This window comes from Rhizobacter sp. P1_G5 (assembly GCF_056405435.1).
Map to the genome: position 1 here is coordinate 1 of NZ_JBFUCB010000910.1, position 1742 is coordinate 1742.

The following is a 1742-nucleotide window of genomic DNA, read 5'->3' on the forward strand; positions in this document are numbered from 1 at the left end:
GTACGTGACGACGGCCAAGTGGAACTCGGCGGCCAACGCGGCCGAGAACGGCGGCGCCGGCGTCACCAACCGCGCCAACGGCGACACCAAGGGCACGTCCTATGGTGCCCAGGCGGAAATCTGGTTCTGATTCGCGACTGACGACGACTCCTTTCGAAGGGCCCTGCGGGGCCCTTTTTTGTTGCTCGGTGGGCGGTCGGTATGAATGGACCTCCTCAAGCTTGATGAAATCCGGCGTGACGTGACGAAAGAAAAGCGCGCGCCTCGCTAGACTGCGCGCACCGCAGCGGCAGACCACTGCCGCGCGGGTTGCCAGCGCCCCACTGGGCCGAAGGCAACAACACCTCTCCCTCGTTGTCATTGGATGCATGGTCGACGACCGTGCGCTGGAGGACTCTCTTGGAACTGATCTGTKCGTCGCGGCGTGTCCGCGGCYKGGTGGTGTCGTGCGTSGGTGCGCTGGTGCTGTCGACGCTTTCGCTTGCAGCGTGGGCTCAACTCGCGGTGGGCCCGGATGGCCAGCCGGGGTATCAACATCCGATCGCTGTGCCGCCCGGCATTGCCGGCATGGTGCCGGCGCTCGGCTTGTCGTATGGCGGGGACGGCAGCGGGCCGGTGGGCCACGGCTGGTCGCTGACAGGCGTCTCGTCGATTGCGCGCTGCGGCGCGAACCTCGCGACCGACGGCCGCATCCGCGGCGTTGATAACACCGCGGCCGACAAGCTGTGCCTGGATGGCCAGCGGCTGATCCAGACGGGTGCGACGGGGGTGGCAGCGAACTTCCCSCAGACCAAYGACAGCGSAGGWGGCAGCGGSYTGCTGCGCGAGTTCCGCACCGAGCGCGATTCGTTCGCACGCATCCGGGCWTATGGATCAGGCGGGGGTTCGCCGTCGTACTTCAAGGTGTGGACCAAGGACGGTCGGRTCTACGAGTACGGCAACAACAGCAACGCGACAGCCGATGCGGCCATCACGGCGCAAGGCACCGGCGTCATCACGACCTGGCTCGTCAGCCGTGTCAGCGACCTGCGCGGCAACTACATCGACTACCAGTACCAGCAGCGCGATGGACTGGCCTGGGGCAGCGGTACGGTGGCCGGCACGCCGATCGCGGGGCACGACTGGAGCCTGCGCGAGATCCGCTACACCGGCACGCCGACRCAGGCGCCGGGCAACAAGSTGGTGTTCAGCTACGAGGACCTGCCGGCGCTCGCMCCCRCTGGCAAGCCGCAGGCGCGGCGYGAGGCCTACGTGGCCGGCAGCAAGCTGCTGAACCTGCAGCGCCTCACCCAGGTGCAGAGCTTCGTGAACGCAGACGGCACTCCGTTCAAGGTGAACACGCTGCGACTCGGCTACGACAGCGGCCCGGTCACCAACCGTAGCCGGCTGCGCACGATCACCGAATGCGTCGGCGCGGCCGAGTCGCCGTGCCTGCCCCCTTCACGATTCGACTACGCGCCCGACGCCAGCGACGCCTACCAGCGCAACACCACGTTCTCGGCCGGCGAACTCACCACGCTGACGATGCAGAGCACGGTGGCCGGCATCAACCTGGCGCGCTTCTCGAACTACGGCGTGATCACCGCCGATTTCGATGGCGACGGCAAGACCGACATCATCCGCTGGTCGGACAACCCGGCCGAGAATCGGCTGTACCTCAGCAACGGCGACGGCAGCTTCCGGCGCGTGACGGGCTTCAACCTGACCGGCACGGACAACACGCTGTTCCACAGCAACGGTTG

Annotated in this window: 2 protein-coding genes; both read left to right on the forward strand. The window is 67.1% G+C overall.

Features of this window, described 5'->3' with window-relative positions; translation table 11 throughout:
• The first annotated feature begins 4 nt into the window (after window positions 1–4).
• Complete coding sequence (locus tag AC1D12_RS32615) at window positions 5–130, forward strand: hypothetical protein (protein WP_477845281.1); 126 nt, start codon at window positions 5–7, stop codon at window positions 128–130.
• Between the two features lie 416 nt (window positions 131–546).
• Window positions 547–1742, forward strand: a 1196-nt coding sequence (locus AC1D12_RS32620) for a SpvB/TcaC N-terminal domain-containing protein (protein WP_477845280.1), incomplete at its 3' end; no start/stop codon positions are given.